Annotated in this window: 23 protein-coding genes and 1 pseudogene; 9 read left to right on the forward strand and 15 right to left on the reverse strand. The window is 41.3% G+C overall.

The annotated features are described in order from the left end of the window. Window positions 1–364: 364 nt before the first annotated feature. Both BLQ81_RS08900 and BLQ81_RS08905 read right to left on the reverse strand, forming a co-directional pair. Window positions 365–1,786 (reverse strand): sulfatase family protein, encoded by a 1,422-nt coding sequence (locus BLQ81_RS08900; protein ID WP_245693218.1) that lies wholly within the window; start codon window positions 1,784–1,786, stop codon window positions 365–367. A 115-nt stretch (window positions 1,787–1,901) separates the two neighbouring features. Further along, the gene (locus tag BLQ81_RS08905; RefSeq protein ID WP_092729602.1) at window positions 1,902–3,149 is read right to left on the reverse strand and encodes an ROK family transcriptional regulator; all 1,248 of its coding nucleotides are present in this window, start codon (window positions 3,147–3,149) and stop codon (window positions 1,902–1,904) included. A gap of 204 nt (window positions 3,150–3,353) precedes the next feature. Here BLQ81_RS08905 and BLQ81_RS08910 point away from each other — a divergent pair, with 204 nt between their 5' ends. After that, window positions 3,354–3,875 carry a cupin domain-containing protein gene (locus BLQ81_RS08910; RefSeq protein WP_092729603.1) on the forward strand — a complete coding sequence of 174 codons (522 nt, stop codon included), beginning with the start codon at window positions 3,354–3,356 and terminating at the stop codon, window positions 3,873–3,875. Between the two features lie 359 nt (window positions 3,876–4,234). On the opposite strand, the gene BLQ81_RS21970 is transcribed toward BLQ81_RS08910, so the two are convergent. From BLQ81_RS21970 to BLQ81_RS08935, 6 genes are all read right to left on the reverse strand, one after another. Beyond that, entirely contained in the window at window positions 4,235–4,396 is a 162-nt protein-coding gene (locus BLQ81_RS21970) for a Lacal_2735 family protein (RefSeq protein WP_139183598.1), read from the reverse strand. 62 nt (window positions 4,397–4,458) lie between these two features. Next, on the reverse strand, window positions 4,459–6,003 hold the full coding sequence (locus BLQ81_RS08915; RefSeq protein ID WP_092729604.1) for a toxin-antitoxin system YwqK family antitoxin: 1,545 nt from the start codon (window positions 6,001–6,003) through the stop codon (window positions 4,459–4,461). A gap of 108 nt (window positions 6,004–6,111) precedes the next feature. Continuing rightward, window positions 6,112–6,687: a hypothetical protein gene (locus BLQ81_RS08920; RefSeq protein WP_092729605.1), complete on the reverse strand. Its 576-nt coding sequence runs from the start codon at window positions 6,685–6,687 to the stop codon at window positions 6,112–6,114. 1 nt (window position 6,688) lies between these two features. Further along, window positions 6,689–7,687 (reverse strand): 3-oxoacyl-ACP synthase III family protein, encoded by a 999-nt coding sequence (locus tag BLQ81_RS08925; protein WP_092729606.1) that lies wholly within the window; start codon window positions 7,685–7,687, stop codon window positions 6,689–6,691. 98 nt (window positions 7,688–7,785) lie between these two features. After that, window positions 7,786–8,484 carry an SOS response-associated peptidase gene (locus tag BLQ81_RS08930; protein ID WP_092729607.1) on the reverse strand — a complete coding sequence of 233 codons (699 nt, stop codon included), beginning with the start codon at window positions 8,482–8,484 and terminating at the stop codon, window positions 7,786–7,788. A 30-nt stretch (window positions 8,485–8,514) separates the two neighbouring features. After that, the gene (locus BLQ81_RS08935; protein WP_092729608.1) at window positions 8,515–9,474 is read right to left on the reverse strand and encodes a YheT family hydrolase; all 960 of its coding nucleotides are present in this window, start codon (window positions 9,472–9,474) and stop codon (window positions 8,515–8,517) included. A 110-nt stretch (window positions 9,475–9,584) separates the two neighbouring features. Here BLQ81_RS08935 and BLQ81_RS08940 point away from each other — a divergent pair, with 110 nt between their 5' ends. From BLQ81_RS08940 to BLQ81_RS08955, 4 genes are all read left to right on the forward strand, one after another. Further along, window positions 9,585–11,252 (forward strand): pyruvate dehydrogenase complex dihydrolipoamide acetyltransferase, encoded by a 1,668-nt coding sequence (locus BLQ81_RS08940; protein WP_092729609.1) that lies wholly within the window; start codon window positions 9,585–9,587, stop codon window positions 11,250–11,252. Window positions 11,253–11,423: 171 nt separating this feature from the next. Beyond that, window positions 11,424–11,966 (forward strand): ATP-dependent protease subunit HslV, encoded by a 543-nt coding sequence (hslV, locus tag BLQ81_RS08945; protein ID WP_092729610.1) that lies wholly within the window; start codon window positions 11,424–11,426, stop codon window positions 11,964–11,966. Between the two features lie 107 nt (window positions 11,967–12,073). Next, window positions 12,074–12,739 (forward strand): TetR family transcriptional regulator C-terminal domain-containing protein, encoded by a 666-nt coding sequence (locus tag BLQ81_RS08950; RefSeq protein ID WP_092729611.1) that lies wholly within the window; start codon window positions 12,074–12,076, stop codon window positions 12,737–12,739. A gap of 2 nt (window positions 12,740–12,741) precedes the next feature. Next, a complete protein-coding gene (locus BLQ81_RS08955; protein ID WP_092729612.1) occupies window positions 12,742–14,061 on the forward strand; it encodes an ABC1 kinase family protein in 1,320 nt (439 codons plus the stop codon). A 374-nt stretch (window positions 14,062–14,435) separates the two neighbouring features. On the opposite strand, the gene BLQ81_RS08960 is transcribed toward BLQ81_RS08955, so the two are convergent. Next, window positions 14,436–15,623: a PQQ-dependent sugar dehydrogenase gene (locus BLQ81_RS08960; protein WP_092729613.1), complete on the reverse strand. Its 1,188-nt coding sequence runs from the start codon at window positions 15,621–15,623 to the stop codon at window positions 14,436–14,438. Between the two features lie 88 nt (window positions 15,624–15,711). On the opposite strand from BLQ81_RS08960, the gene BLQ81_RS08965 reads away from it, so the two are divergent. Continuing rightward, window positions 15,712–17,637, forward strand: coding sequence for an ABC-F family ATP-binding cassette domain-containing protein (locus BLQ81_RS08965; protein WP_092729614.1), 1,926 nt, complete (start codon window positions 15,712–15,714; stop codon window positions 17,635–17,637). A 39-nt stretch (window positions 17,638–17,676) separates the two neighbouring features. After that, window positions 17,677–18,951 (forward strand): type IX secretion system plug protein, encoded by a 1,275-nt coding sequence (locus BLQ81_RS08970; protein ID WP_092729615.1) that lies wholly within the window; start codon window positions 17,677–17,679, stop codon window positions 18,949–18,951. A gap of 34 nt (window positions 18,952–18,985) precedes the next feature. Here BLQ81_RS08970 and cas6 read toward each other — a convergent pair whose 3' ends face one another. The 5 genes from cas6 to BLQ81_RS08995 all read right to left on the reverse strand — a co-directional run bounded on the left by cas6 (window position 18,986) and on the right by BLQ81_RS08995 (window position 23,121). Beyond that, window positions 18,986–19,885, reverse strand: coding sequence for a CRISPR-associated endoribonuclease Cas6 (gene cas6, locus BLQ81_RS08975; protein WP_092729616.1), 900 nt, complete (start codon window positions 19,883–19,885; stop codon window positions 18,986–18,988). A gap of 98 nt (window positions 19,886–19,983) precedes the next feature. After that, window positions 19,984–21,081 (reverse strand): redox-regulated ATPase YchF, encoded by a 1,098-nt coding sequence (gene ychF, locus BLQ81_RS08980; RefSeq protein ID WP_092729617.1) that lies wholly within the window; start codon window positions 21,079–21,081, stop codon window positions 19,984–19,986. Continuing rightward, entirely contained in the window at window positions 21,081–22,175 is a 1,095-nt protein-coding gene (locus tag BLQ81_RS08985; RefSeq protein ID WP_092729618.1) for an AI-2E family transporter, read from the reverse strand. The genes ychF and BLQ81_RS08985 overlap by 1 nt, the downstream gene beginning before the upstream one ends. 83 nt (window positions 22,176–22,258) lie before the next feature. Further along, window positions 22,259–22,588, reverse strand: a complete 330-nt coding sequence (locus BLQ81_RS08990) for a DUF3276 family protein (RefSeq protein ID WP_092729619.1) — start codon at window positions 22,586–22,588, stop codon at window positions 22,259–22,261. A 185-nt stretch (window positions 22,589–22,773) separates the two neighbouring features. Next, window positions 22,774–23,121: a 4Fe-4S binding protein gene (locus BLQ81_RS08995; RefSeq protein ID WP_092729620.1), complete on the reverse strand. Its 348-nt coding sequence runs from the start codon at window positions 23,119–23,121 to the stop codon at window positions 22,774–22,776. Between the two features lie 175 nt (window positions 23,122–23,296). Here BLQ81_RS08995 and BLQ81_RS09000 point away from each other — a divergent pair, with 175 nt between their 5' ends. Then, complete coding sequence (locus tag BLQ81_RS09000; RefSeq protein WP_245693219.1) at window positions 23,297–24,268, forward strand: acyl-CoA reductase; 972 nt, start codon at window positions 23,297–23,299, stop codon at window positions 24,266–24,268. Here the strand turns inward: BLQ81_RS09000 and BLQ81_RS09005 are convergent. Further along, the gene (locus tag BLQ81_RS09005; protein ID WP_175454198.1) at window positions 24,261–26,015 is read right to left on the reverse strand and encodes a sensor histidine kinase; all 1,755 of its coding nucleotides are present in this window, start codon (window positions 26,013–26,015) and stop codon (window positions 24,261–24,263) included. The two genes, BLQ81_RS09000 and BLQ81_RS09005, sit on opposite strands and share 8 nt — an antisense overlap. Window positions 26,016–26,123: 108 nt before the next feature. Between BLQ81_RS09005 and BLQ81_RS09010 the strand changes: the two are divergent. Further along, window positions 26,124–26,418, forward strand: a pseudogene (locus BLQ81_RS09010) (transposase family protein); the annotation flags it as partial.

Genomic DNA, 26,418 nt, shown 5'->3' on the forward strand with positions numbered 1-26,418 from the left:
AGTTGATTCGATTATATGTGTATCCGCACTGATGCACGTGGACTAGATTTGGGGTATTTTGTATGCGGATACACGTCCACAGACGACTGTCAACAGTCCACAACACATTCAATTGGAACTTAATTCTACCTTTATTTGGGTACGTGCAGCTAACCGAATACACATATTCGATTATTAAGATTCATTATTCTGGAGGATCTGGGCGGATAATTCAAAATGTCTGATTTTAATCCCTTAGACAGTTCTGTATTTTCCTGAATTGTCTTAAATGGCTATGGATAATCGCTTTTTTCGATCTTTAATCGCTTGAACTGAGCTTGATTGAAGCATCGGTATTTCAGCCCTATGGAATTTCGCCTTTTCTTCAGTGCTGACTTTGTCTCCCTACCTTCCGATTTCCAGATCCTTCCGTTTTAGTCAACGCGTCACCCATGTCAGCTCTCGCCTCGGCAGCAAATCTGTTTAACATTGCCGCAATTTCAGGGTTCTGTGCCGAGACATCTAATGATTCTTCCATGTCCTTGGACAAATCAAAGAGTTGTGAATTTTCAAGTCTGATGTAGCTGTATTTCACCGGAATTCCGTCATTCCTAATTTCTGCATCAGCTGGTATCGTGCGATAGACATGAGGAAATACCAGTTTCCATTTTCCATAGATTACTGCCTGAAGCTCATTTTGATTGTAATAAGCATAGTAGGGTTTCAATTCCTGCTCTTCACCTTGGATCAAAGGCCAGATATCCGAACCGTCGATTTTCAGTTTCGGGAGATTGGAATTGGTGAGTTTTGCCAAAGTGGGCAGAATATCAATGGTCATGGCCGCTTGATTCTGAACTTGACCTGCAGGGATTTTACCGGGCCAGGAAAAGATCGCCGGAACCCGGATTCCTCCTTCCCAGGACGTGCCTTTACCTTCTTTCAATCCAGCTTTCAATCCGGCATGTCCTCCGTAGGAAAGCCAAGGACCATTGTCGGAAGTGAAGATGATGAGCGTATTTTCGGACAAGCCAAGCTCTTTTAGTTTCTTTCGTATTTCGCCTACAGACCAATCAATTTCCATCATCACATCACCATATAATCCCTGCTCAGATTTACCCTTAAATTTATCAGAGACGAAAAGTGGGACATGCGGCATGCTGTGTGCCAGATACAGGAAAAAGGGATTCTCCTGATTTTTTTCGATGAATTCAAGAGATTTGTAAGTGTACCAAGAAGTCAATTCCTGCTGATCATCCAGGTAGGCGATGGTTTTTTCTCCTTCAATGAGCGGAAGTGGAGGATAGTAATTTTTTGACTCGGGATGCTTGGGCCACATGTCATTAGAATAGGGCAGTCCAAAGTAACTGTCAAAGCCCTGTCTGGTGGGTAAAAACTCCGGATGATGTCCCAAATGCCACTTTCCGACCATGCCCGTTTGATAGCCATTTTCTTTAAGCATTTCCGCAATGGTGATCTCTTCTGGGTTTAGGCCATGATCGGCGGTATGATCCAACGCTCCGTACAGTCCGAGTCGGTTGGCATAGGCGCCGGTCAAAAGGGCTGCTCTGGAAGCTGTGCAGACTGCGTGAGGGACATAGAACTGCGTGAATCTAAGACCATCCGCAGAAAGTTGATCGAGGTGAGGTGTTTCCCATCCTCTTGCACCGTAGGAACCCAAGTCCCCATAGGCCATATCATCCGCAAAAATCAGGATGATGTTTGGCTTTTCTGATTCAAGAGTATTTGTTGGAGTTTCTTTATTTAAGAGGCTGAAAAATGAAAGCAGCGTAATTAAGATGGTGATCATCATATCAATTTTCAATTTTATGGAGCTGAAAATTATAATTTCCAAATCCTTTAAAGGCTTCCAATTTAGATCAAGTTATCAATTACGGTTTTTGAAAGTTAAACTAAGGCTGGTTTTACCCCAGCCTGTTAATGACGTCTTCAAATAACTTTTCATTCACTACAGCCACCCCGCCCAAAAGTCCGACGTCTTTACCTAACTGGTATAGGGCCAGCTTCGATTTTTCACGGGATTTAGCCATGCTGTAGATATTCAAGGCCTGTTGGATAGGAGTGATGAGGTATTGGTTTGCCTCGGCGACAGAGCCTCCGATGATGATCAGTTCGGGATTGAGGAGTTGAATCAACATCGAAATCCCCCGTCCAAGATCTAGGCCTGCTTCGGAAAGAATGGTTATTGCTCGTTGGTCACCTGCCAGGGCGGCTTCCACCACCAGGTCAGGCTCTAATTCTCCCTGATGATCTCTGACCATTCTGGCCAAAATACTGTCCTTATCCAGCCTGATGGCATCTTCTGCCATTCTAACGATGGCAGTACCCGAAGCCACTGCTTCCAAACATCCTTTTTTGCCGCAAGTACAAGTGATATCTCTTGACTCGAAGATAGGAGAATGAGAAAATTCTCCGGCAAACCCCGAGGCTCCCTGGTAGATTTTTCCGTCGATGATGATTCCCAGCCCTATTCCCCAACCTATGAATAAACCGAGGACATTTTTATAATTGTGCTCAGAACCGAATTTGTATTCTGCCAAAGTCATCGCCCGAGCGTCATTTTCAAGGAATATTTTCATTTGAAAATGAGATTCCAGATTTTCCAGCAAGGTCTTTTTGCCAAATCTGAGATAGGTATAGTTAACACCTCCTACCGAATCCACCAATCCCGGCATGGAAAATCCGACAGCGATTATCTTATCCGCGGGGATATTGGTCTTTTCCAGATACCGGTCAATGGTCCCACAAATCAAATCGAAGGTCTCCTTTTCATTATTGAGCGTGATCTTGTGATCTTCTTTTTCAAAAGCCAACTCATGGTTGCATGAGTACAGGGCTAAATGCATATTGAATTTCGAGAAATCGACTGAAAGCACATAAAAGGCATTTTCAGCCAGTCTATACAAGTCAGGCTTTCGGCCTCCCTGGGATTCTGCCCGTCCCTGCTTGATGACTTCACCGGAATTCATCAAATCTCCCAAAAGTGCATTTACAGTCGGCAGAGAAATTCCGACTTCATTGCAAATTTCACTTGCCGTGTTTGCGCCTTTGAGGTAAAGATTTTTGATGATCTTAATTTTGTTGAGGTAGCTTTTGATTTCCACCACACCGTCCATTTTGGCGATGATTTCTTGAGGATTAATTAGGTTCATGGCTAGTAGTAATCCCTGAATTAAAGGAAATTTTAGACTTCAAAAAAGACTTCCAAAAAAAAATCATATAACAAGAGGTAAATTTCTTTAAGAAACTCAATTTTATTTTGAATCATGAGGAGTTTTAAAAAAGATTTGAAAATTTCAGTACTTGATTTCTAAGAGTTTAAACATTTGTTAAGTTTGCCCATGAATTTTTAAAGAATGGAAAAATTGGAAATTGAAGCTCGCTTGAAAAAGTCAGAGCTTTTTGAAAAAGTTGAAAAATATATTTCTGATTTGGGGTATAAAATTACCTCGAGAGATCTGAATCGTCCTTGGGGAGGTTTTTTTGTCCTTGATGAATCGCAAATTTTGAAATTTAAAACTGACTTTTTTTCAGATGTGGACTTATCCGCCGATCAATTGGAACAAAAGTTAAGTCCGAAATTTCTTTTGGTAGCTCCGGGAGCAAGATTGTCATGGCAATATCATTTCCGAAGGGCAGAACTTTGGAAATTAATAGCAGGAAAGTCGGCGATAAGTAGGAGTTTTTCCGATGAACAGGGTCCTGTAGAGGAGATGATTCTAGGTAATGTGGTTTCGCTTCAAAAAGGAGAGCGGCATCGCTTAATCGGTACAGAATCCTGGGGTGTGGTAGCAGAGATTTGGATGCACGCTGATCCTGCCAATCCTTCGGATGAGGAGGATATTGTGAGATTACAGGACGATTACTTCAGAAAATAATGAAGCTCGGGGTTATTCCCCGAGCTTTAAAAGTTTAAATTATTGGTCCGAAGCTCAATCACTCTTAAAATAAAAAAACTGCACAATACTAAAAAACTACCGCGGACAAGTCCAAAGAAGTCAATGAATTTAATCATAATGATTTAAAATTCAAATAATTGCGCTTTAAATCCAATACGTTGGAAATTTTTGCTGTTTTAGGAAAGTCATGCGGCAGTCCAAAGGAAACGGAATTACCTGCTTGATTGAACTAACGAGGTTTTAATAATCAAACTTTCATATCAGTCGAAATGACCTTTGAAAAGTAATTGCTAAACTCAAAAAATACGCGGTAAGGAAAGAAATCCGAAGGAACTGAATTAGAATTTATCCATTTTTTTCGCAATCGCCTCCGCCTCCGCCATTAACTTATCAGCGGCCGTACGATTGGAATGTGATAGTTTATGGGCATCAGACATCATTTTGGCATAGGTTTCCTGAAGCTTTTCTTTTTCTGATTTTTTCTTGAATAGTCCGAACATGATATCTTTTTTTATAGTGAACCAAATTCAGTAGCCAATGTTCAATCCTTAAAAAACAGGGTTCACCTTCCCTCTATTATCTCATTATTTTTAAAATTAACAAGGTCTTCAAGTCGGCCTGCTGAATTGTAATACCTCCATGGACCTTCTTTTTTTCCATCCTTCATTGTGCCTTCAGAGGCTTTTCTTCCATTCTCATGGTAAAATATCCACAATCCCTCTGCCTTGCCAGACTTAAAAGTCCCCTCAGATTCTTTTTGGCCAGTGATGTAATAGGTGATGCGAGTTCCATTTCCATTTTTGAGGGTTCCTTTATCCAGTTTTTTTGTTCCATCAAAACTATGGTATTCACCTATATTCATTAATCTGCCTTTGTCCCAATATTCTTCTTGAGTCAATTGCTTGTTGTCATAAAAAAGACCCCAAATTCCATCTTCCAAGCCAAGATTGTAGGTGCCCACTGACTTGAGTTGTCCGCCATCATAATAATAGAACCATTGGCCTTCCTCCATTCCTAGGTTATATTTTCCTTCAGCAATCAGAATTCCGATCTTATTGAAATATTTCCAAATTCCTGTTTGGAGATCGTTTCGATATTCTCCGATAGAATAAATTTCCCCGTCAGGAAAGAAGCTTTTCCAAACACCTGTTTTGGCTCCACTTTGATATTGACCTTGGACGGAAACATGTCCGGAGCTGTGGTATTCGATATACTCGCCAACCGGCACGCCAAGCTCAAACGTTTTCCGCTTTGATAGTGCTTTATTTGGGAAGTATTCCTCCCAGACACCCACGGCGATGTTATTTTTATATTTTTCTATTCGGGCTAATCGTCCCGTTTGATAATAGTATTTCCAGTCTCCGGTTTTATTGCCGTTTTGATCATAAAACTCCTCTGCCTCCAGGACTTTTGTGCCGGGAAAATACCTTTTCCAATCCCCTATTTTTTTACCGTTTTTGAAGCTTCCGATTTCAAAAGGAATTCCACCTAAAAGCCTTTTGAAATTACCTTCAAACTGTCCTTTTGAATAACTTGCCTCAGTGATCACCGTGCCATCTGGAGCATATTCTATGTAGGGTCCCTCGCGAAGTCCATTCACATAAAACTCCCTGGAAGCCAATTCACCAAATTCATAAAAGGAAACCCATTGACCAGTACGTTTACCATTATCATATTGTCCCTCTGTCAAAACTTGACTGGGGTCAATGTAATTGGGATTGCCTTCTTTTCCGTAAAACTCCGTGTACTTGCCGACCAGAACACTATCTCTGTAAATCACCTGTTTTTTTAAAGCGCCTTCTGCGTCAAAGTAAAGGGCTGGACCAAAGAGTTTACCATCTCTGTATTCCGCCGATTCTCTACGCTTTCCATTGGGGTGATATTGTGTCCACAGTCCTTCTCTTTTTCCATTCCCAAAGGTGCCTTCCGAGAGAAGGGTATTGGTTTTTGGATTGTATATTTTCCACAAACCTTCCCGGATATTATTTCTTATTACGCCCGTAGCCATAAGAGAGGAATCAGAGTTGAATTGCTGTACCAGTTTGGGGTCCTGCGCGAGAGTTGAAAAATAGAGGAAGCTAAAAACTGCCAAAAGCAAATATCTCATATATCTTGTAAATTTCGGTTTGGTTCAATTGGAACCTTATACAAACGATCGAATGAACAGATTCGACATATTATCTACGTGTGAATGAGTTTCCTGTTTAAAATTAAGTTAATTCCTGACTTGTTCTGCCGGAAGACTCAGAATACCAAGGATTTTTTTTAGGCACTTACAAAGATTTTGATTGAGCACCAAAAGGTCTGGATCGACTGGGATTGGTTTAATCCAATGATAAAAGCCGAGTTTTGCCTTTGCTATTTTCCCTTCATCTGTTGTGAGATTTCGATTCAATATCAGATCCGGATAATCCCATTGATTTTCACTGAGGCCAAAGGAAAATTCCAGACCGATAAATTCCTTGACCGGATTTTCTCGGTTGCTTCCCAGTAGGATGGTAATAAAAAGCCCATTTCCAAACCAATTGAGTAGACGGATGTTTGATCCGGTAATTGGATCAAAATCTCGGATTAAATCCAGAACTAAGTAAGGAAATCCCAACAAGTCATTGCCTTTGGATATTTTCGTACCCTTAGACTTGGCTGATATTTTATCAAAAATCTCTTTTGGGAATGAGTTTCCTACATCTTCTAAAACCGAGGTAAATTGTGTTTTCAGAAGATTTTGCCGATGAATTAAATCCTTGTTTAACCAAAGTTCTACGTCAAGAGAATTCTGTAATTTATCCATATTACCAGCGTAGTAAGGCTGAGGCCCATGCGAATCCTGATCCAAATGCTGCCAAACAAACCAAATCTCCTTCCTTTAATCTTCCCTGTTCCCAAGCTTGGGATAGTGCAATTGGGATAGTTCCTGCTGTAGTATTGCCTAAATACATGATATTGTTAAATACCCTCTCGTCAGGAAGCCCCATTTTTTGCTGGATGTATTGGCTGATTCGGAGGTTGGCCTGATGGGGAACTAAGAGGTCAATTTCGTCTTTAGTCACTCCGTTGTGATCCAAGGCTTCTTTAATAACCTCCATAAAACGGACGATCGCATGTTTGAAAACTGCGTTTCCATTCATTTTTAAGAAAAAATCTCCACGATCGACCATTTCTTGGGAGATTCTTACTTTTCCGCTGCTGCTTGGAGCAATACAGTATAATTCCTCCGCATGAGATCCATCAGCGTGCAGGTGGGTACTGAGAATTCCCGGTTGGTCGAGCTCCACAGCTCCCAAAACCACTGCACCGGCTCCGTCCGCAAAAATCACTGCACTCGAGCGTCCCTCATCACTTTTATCCAAAGCGGAGGACTGAATTTCCGCTCCAACGACCAAAATTTTCTTATACATTCCGGATTTGATAAACTGGTCTGCGACTGATAATGCATAAACAAAACCAGAACAGGCATTTTTAACTTCCAATGCTCCTACACTGGTAAGCCCCAGTTCCCGTTGAAGCAAAACTCCATTTCCGGGAAGAAAATAATCCGAGGTGATTGTAGCAAAAACAATGAATTCGATATCCTGAGGTTCAACTCCAGCCCGTTTCATGGCCATTTGGCTTGCTTTGGCAGACATATTGGTCACCGTATCCACTCCCGCGGTAAACCAACGACGCTCATGAATTCCTGTTCGCTCCACGATCCATTCATCTGTCGTATTCATCATTCGGGAAAGCTCCTCATTGGTCACGACTCGCTCAGGGACATAGTGCCCGGCTCCAAGAATTCGGGATTTTTTCATCTGTTATTTGGGTCTATTGAAATAAGATAAGCGGAATACGAATATCGGTACAGAAAAGCACCTAGACAAAAAGGGCTTAACTCGGTAAAATGTTTTATTTATCCAAACAAGGTATAGTTTCCAAACTGATCCATGGGAGATGTTTTTCGGATTATTCCAGGGACATCATTATGCACTGAATTGACCAAAGGTGATACGGTATAGCTCATCATCAGTTCCCCGGGATAGGTATTGAGCATTTTAAGCAGATCCGCTTCAGAAGTATATTTATCAAGCCATTTTTTTTCCTGATCTCGGCTGATGATCACCGGCATCCGATCGTGAACTTCAGAGACCACTTCGTTAGGAGTGGTGGTAAGTATCAAAAAGGTATGTTGGGATTCTCCTGAGACAGTTTCGTATTCTTCCCAGATTCCGGCAAAGGCAAACATGTCTTCATCCCTGAGTGTAAAGCGATAGGGAATTTTGGTCTTCTTGCCAAGTCTTTTCCATTCAAAAAAACCGTCGGCAGGGACAAGACATCTTCTTTTCTGAAAGGAATTTCTGAAAGAAATTTTCTCATTTACTGATTCCGCCCTGGCATTTATCAGTTTTTGGGAGACGGGCTTATTCTGTCCGAAATCAGGGGTAATTCCCCAATAGAAAAAAGAAAATCCCCTAGGGCTGTCAGAAGTGATTACAGGTACAAGTTGGGTAGGGGCAATGTTGTATCTGGGAGTGAAGTCCACCACCATATCCGCTTGAAACCGTTCTTCCAATTCAATTTTACTTTTGCTAAGGGAGTATCTTCCGCACATGATCAGGGTGTTATTATAATATGGCGGAAGTTAGAGATCGCGGGTTATAAATTCAACTGCCCGAAGCTCAGAGTAAAAGCTTTTTTCACCTGTTGGCCCTGAAAATCCAACATGACCCCCGTGTTTTGGGAATTCAAAATGAACTAGTTCCAATCGTTTCGCAAGCTTTATTGGAAAGCAAGTGTCACTTAAAAAAGGATCGTTTTGGGCATTTAGAATCAGTGCAGGCACTTCTATCTGATCTAAAAACTGAAGGGAGGAGTTGATGCTATAGTATTCTGCGGCATCTGAAAACCCATGTAATGGACCGGTAAAATATTCATCAAAATCCCGTAATGTTTTAATTTTCCGAAGTAGTCTTAACGGAAATTCGCCCGGAAAAGCCAATGATTTGCGGATAACCTTTTCCTTTAGCGTATTTAAAAAACGCTTGGAGTAAATAACATTTTCCCCTGAGGAGATTTTATTGCAGGATCCGGCAAGGTCAAGGGGAACGGAAATCGCCACTCCTTTTTTGATTTTCGGGTAGGATGATTTTTTTTCTCCCAAGTATTTGAGGGTTAGGTTTCCGCCAAGACTAAACCCCACCAGGTACACATTACGATAGTTTTTTTGAGCATGGATGACGACAGTATCCAAATCATAAGTAGCGCCGCTGTGATAGAAAATGATTTTTTTGTTCAGCTCTTCTCCACAACCCCGGAAGTTCCAACTCAGGACATCAAGCCCTTTCAGAATAAATTCTTTTGCCATTCCCAGCATATATGGCCTTGTGCTATTTCCTTCTAATCCATGGCTGAGAATCACCAAAGCATCATTTCCCCCTCTGTACCAATCCAGATCCAGAAAGTCTCCATCAGCTGTTGTTATTCGTTCTCTCTCAGGTTTTTGTATTTCTACTTTCCTAAATAATGCGGGATAAATTGTCTCTAAATGTCCGCTAAAGAGCCATTTAGGTCTTTGATAAAAGCTTTCAGATGTAAGGGGCATGAGTTGAAAGGGCCTAAAACAACACGGAAAATACAGGATATAAATTTGAATAAAGCGTTTTTAAAAACTATTTTTGGACACTTTAAAAACGAACAAGATCGAAATTACCTATGGCCGAAATAATCAGAATGCCAAAAATGAGTGACACAATGGAAGAGGGGGTGATCGCTTCTTGGCTTAAAAAAGTGGGAGATAGCGTCAAACCGGGGGATATTCTGGCTGAAGTGGAAACCGATAAAGCAACCATGGAGTTGGAATCCTACGACGAAGGTGTCCTTTTATATATTGGAGTTCAGGAAAAGGACTCAGTGCCTGTAAATGGTGTCATTGCGATCATTGGGGAAAAAGGAGAAGCCTTCGAGCACTTGCTGACAGGTGCAACTCCTCCTGCTGAATCCAAAAAAGAAGAATCAAAAGAAAAAGAAGCAAAACCGGAAGCCAAGGTAGAAGAACCTGCCAAAGCGGAAGCTGCTACTGAAAAAATTGACACCTCCACAATAAATGCTACTGTCATCACGATGCCAAAAATGAGTGATACAATGGCGGAAGGAACAATTGCCACTTGGTTGAAAAAAGTAGGTGACACAGTAAAATCAGGTGAAATTATCGCCGAAGTGGAAACTGATAAAGCGACCATGGAGCTTGAGTCCTATGAAGACGGGGTGCTGTTGTACATCGGGGTAGAGGCAGGCAACAGCGTTGCCGTAGATGGGGTGATTGCTGTGATCGGCGAAAAGGGTGCGGATTACCAAACATTGCTCAAAGCACAGCAAGGAGGGAATAAGGACTCAGCACCTGCGGAAGCTACATCTGAGGCTCCAGCAGAAAACAAATCTGAAAAACCCGCAGCCACTTCCGTTCCAGTCACTGCCGCGGTGCCTACAATTGATGGTGGAATTGCTAACGGGGAACGTGTAAAAGCTTCACCACTTGCCAAAAAAATCGCTGAAGAAAAAGGAGTTGATATCAGAGCTGTTTCAGGTTCAGGTGAAGGAGGAAGAGTTGTAAAAAGAGACGTAGAAAACTTTGTGCCTGCTGTAGCACCTTCTGCGGCAGTAGCCTCTGCGGTGGGTGCTACCACTTCTTCACTTGGACAAGAGAGTTTCCGAGAGGAGAAAGTTTCTCAGATGCGAAAAGTGATCGCCAAGCGATTGGCAGAGAGTAAGTTTGGAGCACCACACTTCTATTTGACCATGGAAATCAACATGGACAAGGCGATGGATGCCCGAAAAAGCATGAATGAGGTTTCTCCTGTAAAAATCTCCTTCAATGATATGGTGATCAAGGCTTCAGCTTCAGCCTTGCGTCAGCATCCAAAAGTCAATTCTAGTTGGCTGGGAGATAAAATTCGCTACAATGACCACATTCATATCGGAATGGCTGTGGCTGTAGAAGAAGGTTTGCTAGTTCCTGTGATTCGATTTGCTGACCAGTTATCACTTTCTCAGATTTCCAATCAGGCAAAAACATTGGGAGGAAAGGCCAAAACCAAAGAATTACAGCCGAAGGATTGGGAAGGAAACACTTTTACAATCTCCAACTTAGGGATGTTTGGCATCGATGAATTCACGGCAATTATCAACCCACCTGATGCGTGTATTTTGGCAGTAGGAGGTATCAAGGAAACTGTAATTGTGAAAGACGGCCAAATGAAAATAGGAAACGTAATGAAAGTGACGCTCTCATGCGACCACCGTGTAGTAGATGGAGCAGTTGGATCTGCATTTCTTCAGACTCTAAAAAGTCTTCTTGAAGATCCCGTTCGGATCCTTATCTAAAATAAACTGCCAAAAAGTCCTGTTTCCGCAGGACTTTTTGCTTTTGTATGGTTATTGGTTAGGAGGTTATTGAGTTATTGGAAATTAGTTAAAAGTGCAAACTACCAATTTTTGTATATCCAGATTGCTTAACCCAATAACATTATAACTAAAAACCAATAACTAGTACCCATGGAAAAAATCAAATCAACAACCGTAGTTGCAATCCGACACAATGGAGAGGTAGTCATCGGAGCAGATGGACAAGCGACTTTGGGAAATACAGTTGCCAAAAGTACCGTCAAAAAGCTTCGTGTACTTCAAGGTGGTAAAATTGTGACCGGTTTTGCCGGATCTACCGCCGATGCATTTACGCTCTTGGAAAAGTTTGAAGAGAAGCTCGGAGCCTTCGGTAATAACATGAAGCGTGCAGCCGTGGAATTGGCCAAAGAATGGAGAATGGATCGCATGCTTAGTCGGCTGGAAGCGATGATGATCGTGGCAGATAAGGATGATATTCTGATCATTTCAGGAACAGGGGACGTGATCGAACCGGATATGGAAATCGCGACAATTGGTTCGGGAAGTATGTTTGCCCAATCAGCAGCCAGAGCCATGAAGCAATTCGCTCCACACATGACTGCCGAAGACATGGTCAGAGAAAGCTTACATATCGCCGCGGATGTGTGTATTTACACGAATCACAACCTCGTAATCGAAAAAGTGAAAGCCTAGATCTTATGCGGATTAGGGAACCGAAGTTGAATACTTCGGTTTTTTTTATGTCTTTTCCAAACCCCTTCCTCTGTTATAGTGTTACTACATCGAATTGATTTCACAACATGGAAACTACAACAACAAAAAAAGCTGCAAAGAAGGATTTTCGAAAACTGATTCTGGAAGGATTTGTCAATCATGTTTTGGAACATGGCAGCATGCCCAAGTCGGTTTTTAAGTTTGCAAAAGATTTAAAAATGAAAGAAGAGGAGTTTTATACCTACTTCACTTCATTTGAATCCATCAAATCTGCCATCTGGGTATCGATTTTTGAAAGTACCCTGGAGCAAATTGAATCACAGGAAGTGTTCAAGGAATACAGCGTTCGAGAAAAATTTCTCAGCTTCTTGTTCACTTGGATCGAAGAATTGAAAAAGAACAGGTCTTACCTTCTGAGTCTTTATCAAGATAAAGCCCAATCGATGAAATCTTTGCCTTTGGATGCCAAAGAGTTTAAAGAGAAGTTCAAGGATTTCGCCGGAGAAATTATCCTGGAAGGAAAAGAAACCCAAGAAATAGCCAATAGGCCCATTATTTCAGACAAATATGATGAGGCCCTTTGGCTTCAAGTGGCTTTTATCTTCCGCTTCTGGCTGGATGACCGCTCACCGAGGTTTGAAAAAACAGATGCTGCCATAGAAAAGTCCGTGAATCTGACATTCGATCTCATGGGTAAAAGTGCCTTAGACAGCTTTTTAGACTTTGCGAAGTTTCTTTATCAAAACAAATAATCATGGCCATCAATGTGAAAGAACAGGAAGCTATCCCGGTTTCCAAAGTGCAGCGTGCGGCTAAATTTATTTCCACCGGCGCGAAAGTGGGGGGGAATTATGTGAAGCACTACGCCAAAAAGATGGTCAATCCATCGATGGATAAGGAGGAACTTCATCAAAACAACGCGACAGATATTTACAAATCATTGAGTGAGCTGAAGGGGTCTGCACTTAAGGTGGCACAGATGATGTCCATGGACAAAAACCTGCTCCCAAGAGCTTACCAGGATAAATTCACTATGGCGCAATATTCTGCTCCACCGTTGTCTTATCCTTTGGTAGTGAAAACTTTTCAGAAATATTTTGGAAAAAGTCCGGAGCAGATGTTTGACACCTTCACCCGGTCGGCTGTCAATGCCGCATCGATTGGTCAGGTACATCAGGCTACTCAAAACGGCAAAAAACTGGCCGTGAAAATCCAATACCCCGGTGTGGCCGATTCGGTCAGTTCGGACTTGAAATTGGTCAGACCTTTCGCACTTCGCCTGCTCAACATGAATGAGAAAGAACTCGATCATTACATGGGGGAAGTGGAGGAGCGATTGGTAGAGGAGACGGATTATGTATTGGAAGTAGAGCGATCCAGAGAGATCTCGGAGGCATGTGGACATATTCCGAATCTTAAATTTCCGCTTTATTACGATGCACTGAGTTCTGACCGAATCATCACGATGGACTGGATTTCAGGTAAGCATATCAAAGAGTGGATGGACACCAATCCTTCTCAGAAATCCAAAAATCAAATCGGTCAGGCCCTTTGGGACTTTTACCATCACCAGGTTCATAATCTGAAACAAGTACATGCCGATCCGCATCCGGGCAACTTCATCATTCAGGAAGATGATCAATTGGGGATTATTGATTTTGGCTGTGTGAAAGTGATTCCTGAAGACTTCTATGAAGGTTATTTTGCACTGATCAAAAAGGAACTGCTGATCAATCAGGAAGAGTTGGATCAGATCTTTTTTGACTTGGAGTTTATTTCTGACAAAGATACTCCTACTGAGGAGGCTTACTTTAAAAGCGTATTCAGGGAAATGATTTCCCTGTTGGGTAAGCCATTCCATGTGGACAGGTTTGATTTCGCAGATGACAGTTTCTTCGAGCAAATTTTCCAGTTGGGTGATCGAATTTCAAATGATAAAATGTTCCGAAAGTCACGTCAGGCCAGAGGATCACGACACGGATTATACATCAACAGAACCTATTTTGGATTGTACAATCTGCTCAATCAGCTTCAGGCGGAAGTAGAGACGACTAAGCCAGACTGGTTGAAATGAGACAAGTTTTAAATATAAATCCTCGAATTTTTCGGGGATTTTTTTGTCCTCTAAAAGGACAGTGGTGCAGCTCAAAAATTAGTGTTTATTATTTTAATTGATTTTTTACCATTAAGGAAGTTAAGAAAATTAAGAAGCCCGCATTTCAAGATACTTGATTTGCTGTAAAAATTTAATTCCCTAAATTCTCTTAATGGTTCAAAAAAAAGAGTAGGTAATTGCCTCCCTTTTTGGTTAAACTTTGAAAATGAATTTGGTCGAACGGGCTATTTTTTTCGAGACCAGTTGTTTATAGCCATCCTTTGGCTTCGGTCTTCGGTCTCCGGTCTTCCACACTAATTATGTTCTAGAGAAATTTCGAAGATGGAAAACATTTACTTCGAATAACTCACCCGATAAATACAGTTTGCCATATCATCGGAAATCAGCAAACTCCCATCAGGCAACTCCTGGACATCAACCGGTCTTCCCCAAACTTCCTGAGAAGCCTCGTCCAACCAGCCTGAAGCGAAAACTTCCTGTCCGGTTACTTTTCCGCTCCCATCAATTTTAGCCGTCACCACTTCATAGCCTGATTTTTTGCTTCGATTCCAACTTCCGTGTTTGGCAATAATCGCTTGATTTTTAAAGCTTGTTGGGAACATTCCTCCTTTATAAAATCGCATGCCAAGCGGGGCCACATGTGCTCCAAGTTTAGCTGCTGGTGCGATATAGGCAGATGCCTCCTTTCCTTTGGATCCTAAGTCAGGATCTTTTATTGTTCCGGCATGCCAGTATGGGTAACCAAAATGTTGACCTTTGGCTGTGACCCGGTTTAGTTCGCAATCCGGCGAGTCATCGCCCAGCATGTCACGACCATTGTCTGTAAACCATAGTTCTTTGGTTTGGGGATGCCAATCAAATCCTACTGTATTTCTAACCCCATGGGCAACTATTTCTGGTTTGGAGCCAGGTTTGGAGACATCCAATCGGGTAATGCTTGCAAAGATTTCCTCATCGGATTCACAGATGTTGCATGGTGCGCCCACTGGTACATAGAGCATCCCATCCGGTCCAAAGGCGATAAACTTCCAGCCGTGATGGGTTTTTGTCGGGTATTGGTCATATACCACTTCGTATTTTGGATTAGTAAGTGTGTTTTTGATGTCTTTAAACCTCAAGATTCGACTTACCTCAGCCACGTACAAGTCACCGTCTTTGTAAGCGACACCGTTGGGCATTTTTAGGCCTTCGGCCAGAATGTACTTGGTGTCAGCTTTTCCATCCCCATTTTCATCGACTAGGGCATAGACATTCTTTTCCTGCCTGTTTCCCACGAATACAATACCGTTGTCCGAAATAGCCATTGAGCGTGCATTGGGGACATCTGCAGCCCAAACTTCGATTTTGAAACCCGGCTGAAGTTTGATTTGATCCAGCTTGACATCCGCTTTGGCAGGTCGAATGTCCCTTTTATTGCTGCTGTTTGAAGTTTGGACAGGGGTAAGTTTTCCCTGACAGCTCGCATTCAGGGAAAAGAGTCCGATTGAAAAACTGAAAATTAGAGGTTTTAGGTAATTCATGAGTTTTAGTTTTAATAAATAAGCTAAACATTCTGAGATTGTTTTCCCAGTAAAGGTGTATAAACGGGTTATTGGTTATTTTTGCGCCATGCTTTCAATCAGTAATCTATCATACTTCATCGGAGGGCGTCCGCTCTACGAAAATGCCAACCTTCACATCAAGCCAAAAGACAAAATTGGTCTCGTCGGACAAAACGGGACAGGCAAGTCTACCTTACTCAAAATCATCAATGGAGACTACCAAGCCACCACTGGTGAGGTTCAAAAAGCCAAAGATTGTACAATCGGATTTTTGAACCAGGATCTACTTTCTTTTCAGTCGGATGAAAGTATTCTGAATGTGGCTTTAGCGGCGTTCAAAGAAACGCTGAAACTTCAGGATGAGATTGATGAGGTGCTAAAAAAAATGGAAACTGATTATTCGGAAGAAGTAATCAACCGATTGGCTTTTCTTCAGGATAGATTCGAGTCCAATGAAGGCTATACCATCACAGCCAAGGCAGAAGAAGTTTTGGAGGGGATTGGATTTCAGACTTCAGACTTGGAAAAGCCACTTCGGACTTTTTCGGGAGGTTGGAGAATGCGGGTGATGTTAGCCAAACTTCTCCTGGAAAAGCCTTCACTTTTGTTGTTGGATGAACCGACCAACCACTTGGATTTACCTTCTATTCAATGGGTGGAAAACTACCTAAAAAATTATGAAGGTGCTGTGGTAGTGGTATCTCACGATCAAACCTTTTTGGACAATTGTATCAATACCACAGTGGAAGTTGCCAATCAGACTTTGACTTCCTATCCGGGAAATTACTCCTTTTACAAGGAGGAAAAAAAGATTCGAATGGAGCTGCAGAACAATGCCTATGAGAATCAGCAGCAGATGATCAAGCAGACCGAACGTTTCATCGAGCGATTCCGGGCGAAGGCTACCAAGTCAAATCAAGTTCAGTCCCGCATCAAGGCCCTGGATCGATTAGACCGGGTGAATGAAGTGGTGAATGATGAGGCCTTTGTGAATTTTAAATTCAAGTTTTCCCAAAAATCAGGGCGGGATGTCGTGGTACTTGATCATGTTTCCAAAGCCTACGGTGATTTGGTGATTTTGAAAAATACCACTGCACGAATCGAAAGAGGGGATAAGATCGCCCTGATTGGAGCAAATGGAAAAGGGAAGTCGACATTGCTCAGAATCATCGATGGAACTGAAAAGCTTCAAGGCGAACGAAGTGAAGGCCACAATGTAATCAAAGCATTTTTTGCGCAGCATCAGCTCGAAGCATTGACCTTGGACAATGAGATCATGCAGGAGATGGCTCAGGCGGGAAGTAAGAAATCCGAAATGGAGTTAAGAGGAGTCCTTGGCTGTTTTCTTTTTTCCAATGAAGAAGTTTTCAAAAAAATCAAAGTACTCTCCGGTGGTGAAAAGTCTCGGGTGGCATTGGCCAAAACGTTGATTTCTGAGGCGAATTTCCTGCTTTTGGATGAACCTACCAACCACCTCGACTTTCAATCAGTGAATATCCTCATTCAGGCCTTGCAGCAATATGAGGGTACATTCATCACCGTTTCGCACGATAGACACTTCATCAAAGGCGTCGCTAATAAAATTTGGTACATTGAAGACAAAGAGATCAAGGAATATCCTGGATCCTATGATGAATATGATTTTTGGAAAAGTCAACAGGTCGAAGTGAAGGCCGTATCGCCTGTTGAGAAAACCGAAAAGAAGGCGCAACCGATTATTCCAAGAAATGCGCCGGAGGTACTTCAAGCAAAAAAGGATTTAAAGAGATTGGAGGAACAGCTTTCTAAAATAGAAAAGGAGATTGAGTCTTTGGAGCTTTTGAAATCCGAAACGGAGGAAAAAATGGCGGATCCGGATATCTATGTGGATGAGATAAAAGCCCAAAAACTTCAGGATAGCTATCAAAACATACAGAACAGTCTCCGGGAAGTCAATTCAAAATGGGAAGAATTGGTGGATCAGATTTCTACTTTGCAAGAATTGGCAGGATAATGGCCCAAATGTTTGGGCTAAATTTTCTATTTTGAACTCATGCTAAGAAAAATACTGATTTGCGCTTCTTCGATTACTCTCTTGTTGACGAGCTCGGCATTTTCCCAGGTTTTTGAAGACAGAGTGTATTCGGAGCACGTTCTTTCCGTTAGGTTATTTCCCCAAGGATCTCAACAAGACAGCCAATTGGATGCCCCTGTTGTTTCTATTAATGACTCGAAATCGTTGGTGTTATTATTTGATGACATTGCCTACGATCCCGAGCAGTACTCCGCCAAATTGATCCACTGCGATGTGGATTGGAAGAAGTCCGCACTTAGGAATAACGATTTTTCTATTTCTTTCAATGAGTATAACATTCAGGAATATAGCTATTCTGTCAACACTCGAATTCCTTACATCCATTATTCCTTTACAGTTCCAAGAGTTACTAAATCCGGGAATTATGTCCTGAAAGTTTATCGAAACAGAAATGAAGATGACGTAATACTCACGCGACGGTTTATGGTTTATGAGGATCTCTTTTCGATAGGAGCCTCGATTGTTCCTCCTACACAAACAGAGGATCGGCGAACCTTACAGCAAATCAATGTGGTGGTCAATTATTCTAAAGTAGACCTCATTGATCCTACCACGCAGGTCAGCGTAGTGATCCGTCAAAATCAACGTTGGGACAATGCGAAATACCTTAATAAGCCCACGTTTTTAAATCAAATCTCCAAAAGTATTCGCTATGAGCCGTTTGACGGTGGCAGCACCTTCAGGGCAGGCAATGAATTTAGATTTGTGGATTTAAGATTTATTAGGGCTACGGGAGTAAATATTGCCGAAATTAAAGTTGAGGAAACTGCGATTTTCGCCAATGCCTTGGCCGACAGACCAAGGCCGGGAGGAGTTTATTCGCAGTATTTGGACATGAATGGGCAGTATATGATATACACCAATGATCGTCCCGGAGGCAATCCTGAAGTTGAGAGCGAATACATCTATACGACTTTTTACCTTCAAGCCGAGGCAGGACGTGATATTAGGATGCTCGGTGCATTGACAGCATGGGGTAAAAGTCCAGAATCCAAAATGGTCTATGAACCAAAGACCGGACTCTACACTACCTCCATCCTTATGAAGCAGGGATGGTATGATTACCAATATGCCTTTTCGACCGGAGCGGGTTTTGATTCTTATCCCATTGAGGGGAGCTTCTTTGAGACAGAAAATGAGTATGAGGTTTTAGTCTACTACAGAGCTTTAGGATCTAGATACGATCAGCTAGTCGGCTACGTATACTTGCATCCCAATCGCCGGAGAATTTAAAAAAAAAATCCTCTCGAATGAGAGGATTTAAATTTTACAGTTCTTCGGGCAGGTCTCCTTCAATTTCACCTTCTTCAGATGCAGGAGCTACATTTTGCCTTACACGCTCTGTAGGTTTATAAGGAACAAACCCTTCTCTTTTGAATTTGTAAGTTGTGGTTCGATTTGCGCCTGAAGGATGGTTTGCAAGGTCAAGCATTCCAAATCCTTTATGTGTAAATGCTCCTAATCCACACTTAAATACGAAGTCCTGAACTTCAGGTGCAGCATAGAGTGTAAAAGGAAGTGTATAGCCTCTTACTTCATACTTCACATCCATGTCGTAGACCGCATAGATTCTTGCAAACTTCTTCTGCTGCTCTTTAAGCTTATTTACATAAACCATGTCAGGCACAACTTGGAACTTGAAGAATGATTCCATCTGCTCAGGAGTATACCAACCCGATTTTTCCATCCGGGTCAAGGTAGATTCGTAAAGCAAATCAGAAAATTCGTCGCTGTCCGGATTGATAAATCGCTTACCGACTTCTTCGTTGAAGGCGGGAGTGATCAATACCAACGGGGAGATACACACGAATTTGTTGTTGGTCTCGAGCGTGGGCTCAGTCTCCAATTCGGTGTATTCTGGCGAAAGGATTAAATTACCCATCTCGATTTTTGGTGTAGCAAAAACCTGCTCTAGCAAGTAATCCATGAAGTCTTCACTTTGTGAAGAAACGACGAGCGTCACCAGACTGGAGTAATAATGCAAGCCACTTCTACTTACTTTTGTCTGACCTTTAAGGCCTGAAAAGTTGAAGAAATTGTAGTTGAAGAATTCCTCTCTTCCTCCTTTTACAATTACTCCTTTAAGGAATTGCGCAAGGATATACTGGTGATGGAAAGGCAGATAGGAGCCTTTGTTTTTAAGTGAAAATATAAGTCTAACTCTCACGGTGATTTAAAAATAAAATGAGACAATTATGAATTAAAATACTTATTTGTTTGGGTGAATAAGCAATGCTCAAAAGTACGAATAAATTTGAAAAAAAGTTAAACGTTGAATCTAAAATGCATAATATCACCGTCTTTTACAATATATTCTTTTCCTTCGATTGAAATTTTACCGTTTTCCCGACAGCCTGCTTCATTCTTGAATTGTTGGTAGTCAGCCAGTTTGATGACTTCGGCCTTTATGAACCCTCGTTCGAAATCAGTGTGAATAACTCCTGCTGCCTGAGGCGCTTTCCATCCTTTTTTTATAGTCCAAGCTCTAACTTCCTGAACTCCTGCTGTGAAATAGGTGATTAGATCCAATAATGAATAGGCACCTGATATCAAACGATTCAAACCGCTCTCCTCTAATCCATATTCTGAAAGAAACATCGCTTTCTCATCCGCATCTTCGAATTCGGCAATTTGGCTTTCAATTGCGGCGCAAAGAATAATGACATCAGCATTTTCTTCTTTTACATTATCCTTCAGGATATCCACAAATTTATTACCTGTAAGAATACTGCTCTCATCCACGTTAGCTACATACAGGACAGGTTTGATCGTCAATAAATGAAGGTCTCTAACAGCCTCAAGCTCTTCCTTATCCGCTTCAATCGCCCGTGCATTCATGCCTGATGTCAGGCCTTGTTTGAATCTGTTGAGAATCTCGAGCTCCGCCTTTGCCTTCGGTTCTCCGGATTTAGCTACTTTTTCGATTCGTTGGATTTTCTTTTCCACAGATTCCAAATCCTTCAGTTGGAGTTCAGTATCTATTACCTCTTTGTCAAATATAGGGTCAACTCCCCCGGCCACATGGACAATATTGTCATCTTCGAAGCATCGGATTACATGAATGATAGCATCCACTTCGCGGATGTTTGCAAGGAATTTGTTCCCGAGACCTTCCCCTTTTGAAGCGCCTTTGACTAAGCCTGCAATATCGACGAACTCGATGATTGTCGGGACAACCCGTTGCGGATTGACCAGTCCTTCAAGGATTTGAAGTCTTTTGTCTGGAACCGATACTACACCTACGTTTGGTTCGATCGTGCAGAAAGGGAAGTTCGCTGCTTCTGCTTTGGCGCTTGACAGCGCATTAAACAAGGTAGACTTTCCCACATTTGGAAGTCCGACAATGCCACATTGTAATGCCATTAATTCGTTGCTTTAATTTTAAATATTCGATAGGATTTGTACCCTCTGAAGAACTCCATTACGGATACTCTGAATATGGTATAAACCGGTATTGCAAAGATCATCCCCGTGATACCTGCAATTTTTGCCCCGGCAAAGATAACAACAAATATCTCAAGCGGGTGGGCCTTTACTCTTTTCGAGAAAATCATCGGTTGCAGTGCCAGATTATCAAAGAGTTGGACTACTGAAAAAACTGATATTATCTTAAGCAAAAAGTAGGTGTACTCCGCATCGCTCAAAAAAGTACCTGTTGAAATTCCCACAATGATCCCGAAAGCTGATCCCAAAATTGGCCCTGCATACGGGATTAGATTTGCAACTGCAGCAAACAGGGCGATAGTGAGTGCGTAATCGACACCTACAAAACTGAGTCCCAAACTGGCAATGGAAAAAATGAAAAGCATTTGGATCAACAGGCCGAAAAGATAGTTTGAAAGCAATTTTTCAACCTTGGTAAATGTGGCAACAGATAATTCGAAATAGGCATTGGGGATAAGATTCAAAAGATTTCTTCGTAACAGGCCATTTTCTAACAGCAGAAAAAATGTAATAAATGCCACAGCTATGATGCCGATCAAAAAGTTACTGGTCAAATTAATTAAGCCACTGATGAAACTCCCAAAGTCAAAAGTTCTGATAAAATCAATTATGGAGGTCTTTAGCTCTTCGAAAAGGGAACCGGGTTTATTTTCCAACAACTGATACCTTAAAAGGAAACGTTCAATTCTTCCAATTGGCTCTTGAATTTGGGTATAAATACCTTCAAGATCCATTTCAGAAAGGATGAGTATCTGATCATTAATCAGGGGAAGAAACAACAAACTCAAAAGAAAAAACAATAAAATTATGGAGGCAAAAGAAATCAATATAGCCATCCACCTAGGAATATGCTGTTTGACAAGATGGAAGTCATTCAGTCTGTTTGTGAGAGGCCGGAGCAAAGCGGCAATGATCAATGAAAGAATAAGATAAAGGGTGACATTGGAGAAATACCAACCAAATAATAAAAAGGCTGCGATAAACAGAATAAGGTATAAGAAAAACCGCTGCATAGCTACAAAATAAAAGGAGGCGTTTGCCTCCTCAAATATACCGTAATGAACTGTGGATTAGCAATCACTAAGTTTATGTTGGATTATTCCCACTTTAATTCATCGTTGATTTCATTTTCAGAATCTTCTTTTTCAAACTGCGTGAAATCGATCTCCGGCATCAATTCCTCCTTGAGGTGATCTACGGTCTCATTAAGTGCATTCGCAAACTTGAAGAAATCTTCTTTATAGAGGAAGATTTTGTGTTTTTCATATGTAAATCCGTCTCCGTTCATTTTCCTTTTACTCTCCGTGATGGTGATGTAAAAGTCATTTGCCCGGGTGGATTTAATATCAAAAAAATAAGTTCTTTTTCCTGCTTTAACTTTTTTGGAGAAAATTTCTTCTCTGTCGTATCCTCTATGATCTTCCACAGTGCTTTCTGATTTTAGTGTCGGGTTGTACTAAATGATGGGTTAAAGTAAAACAAAAGCCCCGTAGAATTCAAAAAGGAATTTTACTTTTTTTTGAAACTGTAGTTAAAAGACGATGTCAAAGGTAAAAAAACAAGAATGAGTGGCGAAAATTCAACAACAAAAGAGTGGAATTGAAACCACTCTTATTCGCCGTGCATAAATGCTTTTTTGGCAAGCAACTCTTCCTCAGTTTCTCGATTGTCAGGATCATCGACGCAGCAATCAACGGGACATACGGCAGCGCACTGAGGCTCTTCATGAAAACCGTTGCATTCGGTGCATTTTGCTGTCACGATGTAATAAAACTCGTCTGAAACAGGCTCCTGTTTTTTAGTAGCGTCCACTACTGAGCCATCCTCCAGGGTCACTTGTTTTAAGGTTGTTCCTCCTCCCCATGTCCATTCTACTCCGCCTTCATAAATTGCTGTATTTGGACATTCAGGTTCGCATGCACCACAATTGATGCATTCGTCTGTAATCATTATTGCCATGGTTCAATCAATTTGAATCCCAAAAGTACAATCTCAACAGCTCCAAGGCAATAAAAAGTTGTCATACTAATTAATTTAATTTTATTCCAAGCTTAGACGGTTTTGGTACCTTTGTGCTATGGAAGTAAGATTATCGTCAAAAAAAAGGATTGAGGCTTTTTGCAGATTGGGTAATTTGCTCAGCAAGTTAAACGTGGAGGAAAAGGATGATCTTTTCCGAAGAGCTAATAATCAGAATAGCTGGTTTACAGAGGTCACAATGGAGTCTGCTTTGAATGGTCTTTCCAAACTCTTAGAAAAAGAAAAACTTGAAAAATGGCTTTCTACTTACTCTCTTGCTGAAAACCCTGTTTCTCGAAAAGTCGGAATCTTGATGGCGGGAAATATCCCGGGGGTTGGATTTCATGACCTGATGTGTGTCTTGATTTCCGGCCATATTGCAGTTCCTAAACTTAGTTCCGCTGATTCATTTTTTTCAAAGTGGCTGATTAACAGATTATTGCAGATTGAATCTGGTTTTGAAAATTACATTCAGGTGGAAGAGATGCTGAAAGGAATGGACGCTTATATTGCGACAGGCAGTGATAATTCGGCCCGATACTTTAATTATTATTTTGGCAAATACCCAAGTATCATACGGGCAAATAGGACTTCGGTGGCAATTTTGACGGGAAATGAAAGTGAGGAAACTTTGGATAGATTGGGGCAGGATATATTTCTTTACTTCGGATTGGGCTGCAGGAATGTATCCAAGATTTTCGTCAAAAACGTAGCCCATCTCCAGCATTTTTTGGATGTGATGGAGAAGTTTAACTGGGTTGCTTTCAATCATAAATACCTCAACAATTACGAGTACATCAAATCCATCTATTTGGTCAATAGTGAGCCCCACTTAGACAATGGTTTTTTGATTCTCAGGGAGAGCACTGAACTCGTTTCACCAATTGGAGTCCTTTTTTATGAAGTGTATGATTCAAAGGAAGACCTTTTTCAAAAATTAGATTCATTGGAATCAAAAATCCAATGTGTCGTAGGAGATCCAGATGAAATTCCGGGAGCTATTAGATTTGGAGAAGCACAGTATCCCGAGCCATGGGATTATGCGGATAAGGTGGACACCCTGAAATTTCTTTTAGGACTCAAGTAATCAATGTGGTAACAGATTCCGCTGCCTTAGGTATAGTTACACAGAATTTACTGCCTTCACCTAATGTGGAATCAACAGTCATCGTCCCACCATTTTTAAGGATATATTCCCGAACTAATACTAATCCCAGACCTGTACCAGTTTCATTTGCCTGCCCTCTTGTAGTAAAAGAAATACCATTAGTCAACTTATAGAGGTTCTCCTCGGAGATTCCAGTCCCAAAATCCCGTACACAAAGTTTCAGATTGTCACCTTGAATTTCATTGGTAACCAAAACCTTGGAATCCGGATTGGAAAATTTCAGTGCATTTGAAATCAAATTCCGGACAATCAATTCCAGCATATTTTTATCTGCAAAAGCCCATGCGTTTTCAAAACCATGAAGTTCGATTGTGATGGATTTTTCTCTAGCTATTCGATCTAAAAGGTTTTTTTGGCTGTTGAGCAACTTTGCCAAATCCACCACTTGAGGCTGTAAGTATTCACCCCGAAGCTGTGAGCTAGTCCAGGCCAAAAGGTTTTCCAGGAGAAGAGCAACATGTTCCATGTTTTTGGATACCTCGGGAAGCATGTCCAGAAACTCTTCTTTGGAAATAACACCGCTTTGAGTTAAGTGTATGAGTTCTTTAACTCCAAAAACAGGGCCTTTGAGGTCATGAGAAATAATACTGAAAAACTTATCCTTGAGATCATTCAATTGTTGAAGTTCTACGGTCTGATTTTTCAGTTGCTCATTTGTTTTTATTTGCTCGGTGATGTCATCCATCAGGAGCAAAACGCCAAGTGCTAATGTCTTACTGTCATTTATTTGAACAGCTTCCACGCGAAGAATTCTTTCCTTACCATCTAGGGTGATTCGACTTTCGATCGTGTGATTTTTTTTCTCCTTTATTAATTTTTCGATCTCCGGCCTTTGGGAAAAAATAAGTTCGGAGGACTGCCCAATTCGAATTTTATCTGATTGGGTACAGAAGTTTTTTGAGGCAGCGTTGAAATCAACAATCTTGTTTTGATTGTCAAAAATCAAAACTCCACGGGTCATCGCTTCTAGAATTTTATCTCTTGCGACAGGCTTTAAATTGAGAAGATTGAACTTCAAAATGGCGATTGATATCAAAAAATAGGAGAAAAGAAAAGAGAACGGAGTCATGTCCAAGCCCTGAAAAGGCTTCAACCAAGAGAGCTGATATAAGACATTGATAACCAATGGAAAAAATCCCCCTATTATCAAAAGTCTCGTTTGAAGCTTAAAGTGAATATTTGCATATTGGAAACGATTCCAAAGGACTAAGGTGCCCAGAAAATAAAAGAAATAGGAATAGATAACCAGTACAGGATACCAGATTCCTTTTTCGATACCTAGGATTGGAAAAGGGCCGTCTGCGATCAGCCAACTGTCTTTATAATGGAGATTGTGCCAGCTGTTTGTTAGTACAATCAGGTAAGTGAGGAAAGGTAGAATGAAAATTAAAGGATAAAGCCATGGTTTTTTGGAGGTGTCGTACGCAGTATATTTCAGGGCAAAAACTAACCAACACGAAGGTGCCAATACCAGTCCTATGTATTGGAGTTTAACCCAAAAAAGCATATCCTCCAGAGTTTGAGCGGTGAGTTCGACACCGTAAAAAAAGCCCCAAATTGATGAAGCAAGCATGGTAAATGCAATCCATCTGACAGAATCTTCTAATTTGAGTCCGATGTAAATAGAAAGCCCTCCGACCAGTAGGCTCGAAAAAATGAGGGTCAAAGCATATGAATTGAGAATAAATTCCACAAATTCCTGTGTTTACCTTCGATTAGTTGAAAGTTAAAAATCGGTTTAATCATTCAATATTAAGGTTCTACCACGAATTTAATGGAATTCCTACCTTTGGTCAAAAACATGTTTACAGAGGGACTTTTCACCAAGTTGCTTCAATTAGAAGATGGATGGTTTGTAGAATCGGTAGAAACTGATTTTAAACAAGAAGAGATATATATCCAAATTGAGTGTGTTTTGGACGAGTTGGAAGATGCTGAAACAGGGGAGCTTTGCCGGGTTTATGATCATGCACCCTCACGGGAATGGCGTCACTTAGACACGATGCAGTATAAGACCTTCCTCAGATGTAAGCTTCCCCGAATTACAACTTCCAGTGGTAAAGTAAAGA

Source organism: Algoriphagus alkaliphilus, from assembly GCF_900103735.1.
GTDB lineage: Bacteria > Bacteroidota > Bacteroidia > Cytophagales > Cyclobacteriaceae > Algoriphagus > Algoriphagus alkaliphilus.

What these genes read in the sequence shown, in the direction of transcription:
- BLQ81_RS08900 (WP_245693218.1), bottom strand. Translation starts at nt 1,786, where the DNA reads ATGATCACCATCTTAATTACGCTGCTTTCATTTTTCAGCCTCTTAAAT.
- BLQ81_RS08905 (WP_092729602.1), bottom strand. Translation starts at nt 3,149, where the DNA reads ATGAACCTAATTAATCCTCAAGAAATCATCGCCAAAATGGACGGTGTG.
- BLQ81_RS08910 (WP_092729603.1), top strand. Translation starts at nt 3,354, where the DNA reads ATGGAAAAATTGGAAATTGAAGCTCGCTTGAAAAAGTCAGAGCTTTTT.
- BLQ81_RS21970 (WP_139183598.1), bottom strand. Translation starts at nt 4,396, where the DNA reads ATGTTCGGACTATTCAAGAAAAAATCAGAAAAAGAAAAGCTTCAGGAA.
- BLQ81_RS08915 (WP_092729604.1), bottom strand. Translation starts at nt 6,003, where the DNA reads ATGAGATATTTGCTTTTGGCAGTTTTTAGCTTCCTCTATTTTTCAACT.
- BLQ81_RS08920 (WP_092729605.1), bottom strand. Translation starts at nt 6,687, where the DNA reads ATGGATAAATTACAGAATTCTCTTGACGTAGAACTTTGGTTAAACAAG.
- BLQ81_RS08925 (WP_092729606.1), bottom strand. Translation starts at nt 7,687, where the DNA reads ATGAAAAAATCCCGAATTCTTGGAGCCGGGCACTATGTCCCTGAGCGA.
- BLQ81_RS08930 (WP_092729607.1), bottom strand. Translation starts at nt 8,484, where the DNA reads ATGTGCGGAAGATACTCCCTTAGCAAAAGTAAAATTGAATTGGAAGAA.
- BLQ81_RS08935 (WP_092729608.1), bottom strand. Translation starts at nt 9,474, where the DNA reads ATGCCCCTTACATCTGAAAGCTTTTATCAAAGACCTAAATGGCTCTTT.
- BLQ81_RS08940 (WP_092729609.1), top strand. Translation starts at nt 9,585, where the DNA reads ATGGCCGAAATAATCAGAATGCCAAAAATGAGTGACACAATGGAAGAG.
- hslV (WP_092729610.1), top strand. Translation starts at nt 11,424, where the DNA reads ATGGAAAAAATCAAATCAACAACCGTAGTTGCAATCCGACACAATGGA.
- BLQ81_RS08950 (WP_092729611.1), top strand. Translation starts at nt 12,074, where the DNA reads ATGGAAACTACAACAACAAAAAAAGCTGCAAAGAAGGATTTTCGAAAA.
- BLQ81_RS08955 (WP_092729612.1), top strand. Translation starts at nt 12,742, where the DNA reads ATGGCCATCAATGTGAAAGAACAGGAAGCTATCCCGGTTTCCAAAGTG.
- BLQ81_RS08960 (WP_092729613.1), bottom strand. Translation starts at nt 15,623, where the DNA reads ATGAATTACCTAAAACCTCTAATTTTCAGTTTTTCAATCGGACTCTTT.
- BLQ81_RS08965 (WP_092729614.1), top strand. Translation starts at nt 15,712, where the DNA reads ATGCTTTCAATCAGTAATCTATCATACTTCATCGGAGGGCGTCCGCTC.
- BLQ81_RS08970 (WP_092729615.1), top strand. Translation starts at nt 17,677, where the DNA reads ATGCTAAGAAAAATACTGATTTGCGCTTCTTCGATTACTCTCTTGTTG.
- ychF (WP_092729617.1), bottom strand. Translation starts at nt 21,081, where the DNA reads ATGGCATTACAATGTGGCATTGTCGGACTTCCAAATGTGGGAAAGTCT.
- BLQ81_RS08985 (WP_092729618.1), bottom strand. Translation starts at nt 22,175, where the DNA reads ATGCAGCGGTTTTTCTTATACCTTATTCTGTTTATCGCAGCCTTTTTA.
- BLQ81_RS08995 (WP_092729620.1), bottom strand. Translation starts at nt 23,121, where the DNA reads ATGGCAATAATGATTACAGACGAATGCATCAATTGTGGTGCATGCGAA.